At 57.1% G+C, this 219-nt stretch carries 1 pseudogene; it reads left to right on the forward strand.

Annotated elements, in window-relative coordinates:
- Positions 1–219, forward strand: a pseudogene (locus AC0QH1_RS00445) (calcium-binding protein); the annotation flags it as partial.

Consider the following 219-nt stretch of genomic DNA (forward strand, 5'->3'; position numbering starts at 1 on the left):
CAGGGGGATGACTCCCTGGATGGCGGCGATGGCAATGATATGCTGTGGGGTGGCAAGGATAATGATATCCTCACTGGTGGCACTGGCGATGATTGGTTGCTGGGGGATTTGGGTAACGATACGGTGACGGGTGGTGCAGGAGGCGATCGCTTTGTCCTCGCTGAAGGTCGCGGTACCGATACCATCCTCGACTACAGCGATGGCGTTGACTTAATCGGG

The sequence above is a fragment of the Phormidium sp. CCY1219 genome (assembly GCF_055795085.1).